This is a genomic window from Flavobacteriales bacterium TMED191 (assembly GCA_002171975.2).
In the GTDB taxonomy this organism is placed as follows: Bacteria; Bacteroidota; Bacteroidia; order Flavobacteriales; family TMED113.
Genome location: NHIO02000033.1, coordinates 34034 through 43039 on the forward strand (window position 1 = coordinate 34034; position 9006 = coordinate 43039).

General features: G+C 30.3%; 9 protein-coding genes and 1 tRNA gene. 3 read left to right on the top strand and 7 right to left on the bottom strand.

Features of this window, described 5'->3' with window-relative positions; genetic code table 11:
- Positions 1–75 precede the first annotated feature (75 nt).
- Positions 76–1323: a methionine adenosyltransferase gene (locus CBD51_003515; protein ID RPG59294.1), complete on the top strand. Its 1248-nt coding sequence runs from the start codon at positions 76–78 to the stop codon at positions 1321–1323.
- Between the two features lie 28 nt (positions 1324–1351).
- On the opposite strand, the gene CBD51_003520 is transcribed toward CBD51_003515, so the two are convergent.
- Both CBD51_003520 and CBD51_003525 read right to left on the bottom strand, forming a co-directional pair.
- Entirely contained in the window at positions 1352–2659 is a 1308-nt protein-coding gene (locus tag CBD51_003520; protein ID RPG59295.1) for a ribosome biogenesis GTPase Der, read from the bottom strand.
- Positions 2660–2667: 8 nt separating this feature from the next.
- A complete protein-coding gene (locus tag CBD51_003525) occupies positions 2668–3543 on the bottom strand; it encodes a GTPase Era (GenBank protein RPG59296.1) in 876 nt (291 codons plus the stop codon).
- A gap of 93 nt (positions 3544–3636) precedes the next feature.
- Between CBD51_003525 and CBD51_003530 the strand changes: the two genes are divergently transcribed.
- A tRNA-Met gene (locus CBD51_003530) sits at positions 3637–3712 on the top strand.
- Positions 3713–3834: 122 nt separating this feature from the next.
- Here the strand turns inward: CBD51_003530 and CBD51_003535 are convergent.
- The 3 genes from CBD51_003535 to CBD51_003545 form a co-directional block, all read right to left on the bottom strand.
- Complete coding sequence (locus CBD51_003535) at positions 3835–4830, bottom strand: hypothetical protein (protein ID RPG59297.1); 996 nt, start codon at positions 4828–4830, stop codon at positions 3835–3837.
- On the bottom strand, positions 4827–5210 hold the full coding sequence (locus CBD51_003540; GenBank protein RPG59298.1) for a hypothetical protein: 384 nt from the start codon (positions 5208–5210) through the stop codon (positions 4827–4829). The genes CBD51_003535 and CBD51_003540 overlap by 4 nt, the downstream gene beginning before the upstream one ends.
- 77 nt (positions 5211–5287) lie before the next feature.
- Positions 5288–6571, bottom strand: a complete 1284-nt coding sequence (locus tag CBD51_003545; protein RPG59299.1) for a serine protease — start codon at positions 6569–6571, stop codon at positions 5288–5290.
- Between the two features lie 93 nt (positions 6572–6664).
- Between CBD51_003545 and CBD51_003550 the strand changes: the two genes are divergently transcribed.
- The gene (locus tag CBD51_003550) at positions 6665–7738 is read left to right on the top strand and encodes an aromatic ring-hydroxylating dioxygenase subunit alpha (protein RPG59300.1); all 1074 of its coding nucleotides are present in this window, start codon (positions 6665–6667) and stop codon (positions 7736–7738) included.
- On the opposite strand, the gene CBD51_003555 is transcribed toward CBD51_003550, so the two are convergent.
- Together CBD51_003555 and CBD51_003560 are read right to left on the bottom strand one after the other, a co-directional pair.
- Positions 7739–8254, bottom strand: coding sequence for a hypothetical protein (locus tag CBD51_003555; GenBank protein RPG59301.1), 516 nt, complete (start codon positions 8252–8254; stop codon positions 7739–7741).
- Between the two features lie 2 nt (positions 8255–8256).
- Positions 8257–8811 (bottom strand): thioredoxin family protein, encoded by a 555-nt coding sequence (locus CBD51_003560; GenBank protein RPG59302.1) that lies wholly within the window; start codon positions 8809–8811, stop codon positions 8257–8259.
- Positions 8812–9006: the final 195 nt, after the last annotated feature.

Consider the following 9006-nt stretch of genomic DNA (forward strand, 5'->3'; position numbering starts at 1 on the left):
AAATAAAATGTGTGCAGTTATATTACATAAAGTAGGTTTTAATTTGCAGTAATAATTTAAATAATAAATTAAAAAATGTCATATTTTTTTACATCTGAATCTGTCTCCGAAGGACATCCTGATAAAATTGCTGATCAAATTTCGGATGCTATATTAGACAAGTACTTATCTGCCGATCCAAATGCAAAAGTAGCTTGTGAGACATTAGTAACTACAAACAAAGTTATTATAAGTGGTGAAGTAAAATCAAAACTAAATGATGTAAATATTGAACAAATCGCAAGAGAAGTCATTGCTGATATAGGCTACACTAAATCTGAGTATTTATTTGACTTTAAAAGCTGTGAAATTGATATATATATTCATGAGCAATCACCAGACATTAACCAAGGAGTAGAAGAAAGTCAAGGGCTACACAAAGTACAAGGAGCTGGTGACCAAGGGATTATGTTTGGCTATGCAACTAATGAGTCTGAAAACTATATGCCGCTTTCATTAAGCCTTTCTCATATGATACTAGAAGAATTAAGCCTTATTAGAAAAACTGAATCACACATAATTAATTATTTGAGACCAGATGCTAAATCACAAGTAACTATAGAATATACTGAAAAAAATGTACCTAAAAGAATAGATAGTATTGTTATATCTACTCAACATGACCCATTTGACAAGGAAGCAGAAATGCTAAATACTATTAAAAATGATATGACGCAAATTGTTATTCCTAGGGTAAAAAATCGATTATCGATTAAAACACAAAGTTTATTTAATAATGACATTAACATTCATATAAACCCAACTGGAAAATTTGTAATTGGTGGTCCACATGGTGACACAGGATTAACAGGAAGAAAAATTATTGTAGATACATATGGAGGTAAAGGAGCCCACGGTGGAGGTGCTTTTTCTGGAAAAGACGCATCAAAAGTTGATAGATCCGCTGCTTATGCCACTAGACACATTGCTAAAAATATGGTAGCAGCGGGATTGGCCGATGAAATTCTAGTACAAATTGCTTACGCAATTGGAGTTGCTAATCCGATTAGTATATATATTAATACTTATGGTACTTCAAAAATACACTTATCTGACGCTGAAATTAGTCTCGAAATAAATAAAATATTTAGTCTTACGCCTTCTGAAATCACTAATAGATTTAACTTATTAGATCCAATTTATAGACCTACTGCATCATATGGACACATGGGAAGAAAATCTCAAATTATTTCCTCGAAATTAAACAATAAAAAAATTGAACTATTTCCATGGGAAAAATTAAATTATGTTGAAAAGATAAAATCCCATTTTAACTTAAAATAAGTATATTTTATTCAAAAAAATATACAATTTATTTTTTTCTAAAAAACAATTGAATTGGAACCCCCGTGAAATGATATTTAGATCTAATACGGTTTTCTAAAAACCTCTTATAACTCTCCTTAACATACTGCGGCAGATTACAGAAAAATACAAATGTTGGCTTTTTACTTGGTAATTGTGTAATATATTTAATTTTTACATATTTCCCTTTAACTGATGGTGGTGGAGTAGATGAAATAACATCTAATAAATATCTGTTCAACTCACCTGTTGAAATTCTAAAATTAATTCTCTTGTAGACAGCCATTGCTTCTTCAATAACCTTTAAAATTCGTTGTTTTTCTGTTACAGAGATAAATAAAATATTAACATCTACAAATGGAGCAATTTTTTCTTTTATTACTTCAGAGTAATCCTTGGTGTTATTTTTGGATTTATCAACCAAATCCCATTTATTTACTATCAATACTACCCCTTTATTGTTTTTTTGAATTAAGTCAAATATTTTTTGATCTTGGGCTTCAAAACCTCTATTCGCATCAATTAATAACAATACAACATCCGAATTTTCAATGGACCTAATAGCCCTTAAAACAGAATAATACTCAATATCTTCGTTAACCTTATTTTTTTTTCGAATACCAGCAGTATCAACAATATTTAAATCATGTCCAAATTTATTGAATCTTGAGTCAATTGCATCTCTAGTAGTACCAGCAATATTTGTAACAATATTTTGCTCTTCCCCTAACAGCGCATTTATTAATGATGACTTACCGACATTAGGACGGCCTGAAACAGAAATTCTGGGTAATGTATTATTATCCTCGTCTTCTTCATGATNATCTAGATGAGTCACCATTTCATCTAACAAATCTCCTGTNCCACTACCACTAATTGATGAAATAGGAAAATAATCTCCAAATCCTAATTTATAAAAAATAGAAGCATCTGCTAAATGTAATCCATCATCTACCTTGTTGACAACCAAAATAACTTTCTTAGAAACTTTCTTTAACATCTTAGAAATAAAATGATCTAAGTCTGTTATTGCTGTTTGAACATCTACTAAAAATAGTATTAAGCTAGATTCTGCAATTGCAGAATTAACATGTCGTTTTATCTCTTTTTCGAATGTATCATCAGAATTCTGAGTATATCCTCCGGTATCAACTAATGAAAATTTAATTCCATTCCAATCAGTTCTTGCGTAATGACGATCTCTTGTGACACCGCTTTCATTATCAACTATAGCTTGCTTCTTTTGAATCAATCTATTAAACAAAGTCGATTTACCAACATTAGGTCTTCCAACTATAACAACTATATTACTCATTTTTCTATTTAATTATATCCAAACTTTTTTAATTGCGACTTTTTACTTCTCCAATCTTTANCGACTTTAACAAATAAACCTAAGAATATTTTTTTTTTGAAAAAATTTTGCATTGTTTTTCTAGCTATAGTACCAACTGCATTTATAGCAACACCCTTTTTACCTAATAAAATCCCTTTTTGAGATTCTCGCTCAACATAGATAGTCGCATCAATAACTATTAACTTGCCTTTTTCTCTAAAGGAATCAACTACCACTTCGACTGAATAAGGTATTTCCTGCTTATATCTTTCTAATATTTTTTCTCTTATAATTTCAGAAACTATAAATCTTTCAGATTTATCNGTAAGAGTGTCTTTAGGAAAATATGCAGGACTTTTTGGCAAAAAACCAATTATCTCTTCTTTTATTCTATCTACATTAAACTTTTTTAATGCAGATATGGGCAGAATCATAGCCTTAGGTATTTTATTTGACCAATAGTTAATTAAAGAATTAACTTCATCTTGATCAATTAAATCAATTTTATTAATAAGTAAAATGATTGGGGTTTCAAAGGAATTTATCTTTTCTAAAAACTTAGTGTCTTTTAAATCTTCCTTACTACAATCAACCATATATAATATAACATCTGCATCTTCTAGAGAATTGTTTACAAAGTTCATCATTGCTTCATGAAGATTATGATGAGGATTAATAANTCCTGGNGTATCNGAAAAAACAATTTGATAATCTTCNTCNCTNANAACNCCTANNATCCTGTGTCTNGTNGTTTGTGCTTTNTGNGTAATTATAGAAAGTCTTTCNCCCATNAGTTCATTCATNAAAGTNGANTTTCCAACATTNGGNTTTCCTAANATTGTAACAAANCCTGCTTTATGCATNTATATAANTTATTAATTAGNACAAATATAGATAAAGAACTTCGATAGANNCATTAATTTGTTTCATTAAAAAAATATGTGTTATATTTGCCCTGCGGGGTGGAGCAGTTGGTAGCTCGTTGGGCTCATAACCCAAAGGTCGCAGGTTCAAGTCCTGTCCCCGCAACTAAAAAATTAAAGCCTCATCAATGAGGCTTTTTTATTTATGCAAATAATGCTTAAAATATACTTGTCAAGAAATAGTACGGTGCCAATAAATGGAACTATTTTTTTCAAAAAAAATTTATTACACTATTTAATTAAATTATATTTTTTTTCTATTGAACCATCATCATAAATTTCTAAATAGAAACTATTGGTATTATAATCTCGTCCAAGAATATCAATTTTTTTCATTAATGATCTAATCCAATCATTCTCTAATAAGCTACTATTATTTGGACAATAATTACCATCTGGTGCTAATTGTGGTATTTTGTGTTCTGGATTTGTAATAACAGCATGCATTAAAACATCTGTGGCCTCAAATTCTTCCGCAGTACACAACTCCCATTCATCAGATATTCCTGAGCATATCATATTATTATCAAGTAATCCCATGTTAGCAACAATGCACCAATAAAGATACTCCATGGCCATGCACTGATAATCACATGTCGAATCATCATAATGATACCAACTTTGTTCAGGATAATTACTTGGAATTGTTAAGAATTGACCTCCCCTAGCAACATCCATAGCATCTGACATCAGAGATAAATTTGGGTCAAGCCCAAAGACATCGGGATAAATTTCAATATGACTACACGAATTAATAGTATGAAGCACTTCTTCCACACTTGCATCATAACCCCAAAAACCAGGACTTGAAGGGTCAATTTCATTATTATATAAAACAGCACCAGCACAAAAATTATTGTCATCCATTAATTCATCAAAACTATCAAAAAGTAGATCTTCAGCACTAGAGCCCTCAAATGCAAATACTGGCATAATAGTATACTTTGAAAGTAATTCGTTTTTTATATCATCATCATCTACCACTCCATCCTCATTATTATCCAATAATTCTGCTGCAATAGCAGCTACATGTAAAACCTTTTCATCTGAAATAGATGATTCAGCATAAATATGTAAACAATTAAAAACATTTATATACTTTGAAAACTGAGCAATTGCCTGTATGTCAGAGTTTGGATTTTGTTCAATTTGAAAACAAACATTATTTTGGCAAAGCATAAATAATGGCAAAAATAATATGAGATTAAATTGATTAATCAAGTTCATTTTTTTTTTGAACGAAAACGCTCTAATAATTCGAATGCTAAAAAAATAATCATTATAGAAAACAAAGGTAACATTAACCACCAATTAACATTCTCTTGATTAAAAACTACTCCCAATAAAGGAATTAAGACACATAAAGCAAATAATCCAAAAACAAAAAAATGCTGTTTTTTTTCAACTACTTGCACTACCCTGTCAGCATGTTCGGTCCTCACTAACCTTCTAATTGCATCTTGCATATCCTTACCATAACTTGGATGTTTTGATACAGTTCCATCAACATCTTCAACTGTAACAATATATTTAAAATAACCTTCATAAGAAGTAGACTCCTTAAGGAGTTTACAGTCAATTGCTTTTCTTCTTTTTGATGTTTTCATTGTGTATGAATCAATTTCTATTTTAGAATAAGTTATTAATTTTTTTTTAAGAAACCAATTTGTTGAATTTTAAAAAATTAAAACGCATATATTTTTTTAACTTGACCATCAGAATAAATTTTAATTGAGAAACCACTAGATTTTTGAGCGTTAATTATCCTGCCATATATGTCATAGCTTTCTATAACAGAACTATTTGTGAAATTTTGATTTAAATCTAAACCATCATCAGAATCACATGCATCTCCTTGACCATCTCCATCATAATCTGACTGATCTGGGTTAAAAATAGAAGTGCAATTATCACATGCATTACCAACCCCATCACCATCACTGTCTGATTGACTAGTATTAATATTATCCGGGCAATTATCTTCTTCATCACATAATCCGTCTCCGTCAGCATTGTTAATACAATCTCCCTCACAATTATAAATAGGATCATTTGAATATACACATCCTGTATTGGTTTCAGCAGACGGATCATAATTACACGCCATTTCATCCATACATCCTGGATTTATTATTGAAGCATCACAAGCCGTACTTATATTTGCATTAATACATCCATCAGTATTTGTATTAATCCAATTTATATAATTAGAAACTTTTGTGTAAACACCAGGCCTACCGTCTTGTGCACAGCCCAACCCCCAACTTGTGATCCCAACTAATAACCAATCAGTATCTTCTATATTCCTAACTACTAATGGACCACCACTGTCTCCTTGACAAGAATCCATACCACCATCAATAGCTCCAGCAATAATTTCAGTATTAGAATTAACACCATTGCTTAATTGCCATGAAAGCCCAGGGTCATTATAAGCTATAATAGGTACTTCAATGAATTGCAGAACATCAGAACCTTGACCATTTTGAGATGTATTTCCCCAACCAGTAACAGTAGTTATTACACCAGGTTCTTGAGCTCCAGAGTTGATTTGAGACTGACAAATAAGAGATATAGGTTGTACATCATTATTAAATTCTATAGGTTGTTTTGTACGCAATAAAGCAATATCATTTCCATTTCCACCATAATTTGGATGAGATATCACCTCAGCCACTTCATACTCATCACCTCCTGCACTAAATAAGCCTGCATATTCATTACTACTACCTACACCAATAGTAATACTTTCGGCATCAAAAACTTGATTGCCCTCTTCAACACAATGAGCAGCAGTAATTACCCAATATTGATGAATTACAGATGCGCCACATAAATAACCATCTGCATAAATAGCTGCTTGCCAGGGGTATTCTGAAATATCACAATCCTCACCTCCAACAATTTCGGCCTGAGAATAAACATTTATAAAACCTAAAAACAAAAACGACAATAATAATTTTCTCATAATTTCTCAATTTATTTGCTTATGGTAAAGATAAGGAAATATCACTAATTTCTATTTATTTATATTTGTAAACAAAATAAAATATAATTTTCTATGGTAGAAAAAAATATAAAAAAAGCTAAAACATTTCCTTCAAAATTATATTTCGATGATGAGCAATTTACTAAATTAAGAGAAAGTATTTTTATTAAAAATTGGCAATTCGTTGGTGACAAAACTCAAATAAATGATGATGGAGATGCAATACCATATGAATTTATGGAAGGTTATATTCCCGAGCCCTTAATAATAGTAAACAACAATAAAAAAATACAGTCTTTTTCAAATGTGTGTACCCATAGAGGCAATATATTATTGGAAAAACCTAAAAATATAAAAAATGGATTCGTATGTAGATATCATGGAAGACAGTTTAATTCTTGTGGTAAATTTAAATTTATGCCAATGTTTCAAAATGTAGAAAATTTTCCATCCAACGATGATAATTTAAAAATGATTCCAACTGAAACGTGGAAACAATTTATATTTAGCTCAATCAATCCATCTATAAGCTTTAAAAGTCTGATCAACGATATGGATCAGCGTATTGGATGGATGCCAATAGAAAAATTTGTATTTTCAAAATCAAGATCTAAGGAATATATTGTCAATGCGAATTGGGCACTATATTGTGATAATTATTTAGAAGGTTTTCACATTCCCTTTGTTCACAAAGATCTTGCACAGAATTTAAATTACTCGGAATATAACACCGAAATATTCCCATTCTCAAACTTACAAATTGGAGTAGGTAAGGAAAATGACATATGTTTTGAATTACCAAAAGAATCAACTGATTATGGCAAAAAAATTGCAGCATATTATTTTTGGCTATTTCCTAATATTATGTTTAACTTTTATCCATGGGGACTATCAATTAATATTATTAAACCAATCAAACCTGAACAAACAAAAGTAAAATTTTTAAGCTATATATGGGATGAGTCAAAATTGAACTTTGGAGCAGGCGCAGAACTTGATAAAGTAGAAAAAGAAGACGAAGCCATTGTAGAGCATGTTCAAAAGGGTGTAAAATCAAGATTTTATGACAGAGGGAAATTTTCACCATCAATGGAAACAGGAGTTCATCATTTCCATTTATTATTGTCACAATTTATGCAAAGCTAATTAATTTAGTTTTGATGCTGTAAATTCATTGTAACCCCACGCATTTCCATCAAGCTCATTATATTCCCATTCTGTATACATATATAGACTGTCTGAATTAATAAAATAACTTTCGAAATCTACAATATTTTGCATACTAACATCTAATGTTAAATTGCCATTTTCATCAACAATTAAATAATACTTTTGTCCTTCTGAATTATATGATATAGATAATTGATTTGTAACATCCGTTGCTATTATACTATCAGAGTAAAAGTATGTTCCCGCAGAAGTCCCACCAATATGTAAACTCGCCATAAACCAGTCAACTTTAAAACTCCACAATCCTAAATATTGTGCACGAAAATCCGAAGGATTTCCATTGCAGTCATATGCATTTTCTGGGTATATACATATATCTAAATTTTCTGTAGCCTGACAATTATAATTGCAAGCTGCTAAATCCATACAACCCTCAACTTCGGGACTACAGCTAATTAAGCTGATAAAAAAAATCAAGAAAATATATCTCATATTTATTTCCACTTGATGTTACAGCCTAATGAAGGTTTTTGTATAATATCTATTTGTGTACCATTAAGAATAGAACCCAACACTCTTTTTATATCTAAACCATTAACTGGGTGATTATTACCAGGGCGAGAATCATCAAACTGTCCACGATAAACACATTTCATATTAGCATCAAAAATATTGAAATCCGGAGTACACGCAGCCTGATAAGCCCTTGCAACTTCCTGTGTTTCATCAAAAAGATAAGGAAAAGGTATGTTATTATTTTTAACTAATTCCACCATTTTTTCTGGCGAATCATCAGGATACTTTAATATATCATTAGAATTTATTCCAATGAATGAGATAGATTTTGCTAAATAATCATTAGATAATTGTACTAACACATCTAATATATGAACTACATAAGGGCAATGATTACACATGAAGATAATTACAGTAGCTTTTTGTGACTTTAACTGACCTAATGACTGCACCCTACCAATTAGAGGATTTAATAATTTAAATCTAGGAGCATCATAACCTAATGGAATTTGTGTAGTTGGAGTAAGTACCATATACATAAAGATATTATAAAATTTTATATCATATAATATTTTAATGATTATTATAAGTTTGGCACGGCATTTGATTTATTCATCATGTGTTATATAAAATTAATGTTTAACTAAAATTGAATACTATGAAAAATTTGACCCAATTAATTGCTGTAGGAATAATAGTACTATTTGCAACATCAATCTCTAATGCTC

Excerpts from the sequence above, each read along its gene's own strand:
- CBD51_003515 (RPG59294.1), top strand. The coding sequence starts at position 76 with ATGTCATATTTTTTTACATCTGAATCTGTCTCCGAAGGACATCCTGAT.
- CBD51_003545 (RPG59299.1), bottom strand. The coding sequence starts at position 6,571 with ATGAGAAAATTATTATTGTCGTTTTTGTTTTTAGGTTTTATAAATGTT.
- CBD51_003560 (RPG59302.1), bottom strand. The coding sequence starts at position 8,811 with ATGGTACTTACTCCAACTACACAAATTCCATTAGGTTATGATGCTCCT.
- CBD51_003535 (RPG59297.1), bottom strand. The coding sequence starts at position 4,830 with ATGAACTTGATTAATCAATTTAATCTCATATTATTTTTGCCATTATTT.
- CBD51_003550 (RPG59300.1), top strand. The coding sequence starts at position 6,665 with ATGGTAGAAAAAAATATAAAAAAAGCTAAAACATTTCCTTCAAAATTA.
- CBD51_003555 (RPG59301.1), bottom strand. The coding sequence starts at position 8,254 with ATGAGATATATTTTCTTGATTTTTTTTATCAGCTTAATTAGCTGTAGT.
- CBD51_003540 (RPG59298.1), bottom strand. The coding sequence starts at position 5,210 with ATGAAAACATCAAAAAGAAGAAAAGCAATTGACTGTAAACTCCTTAAG.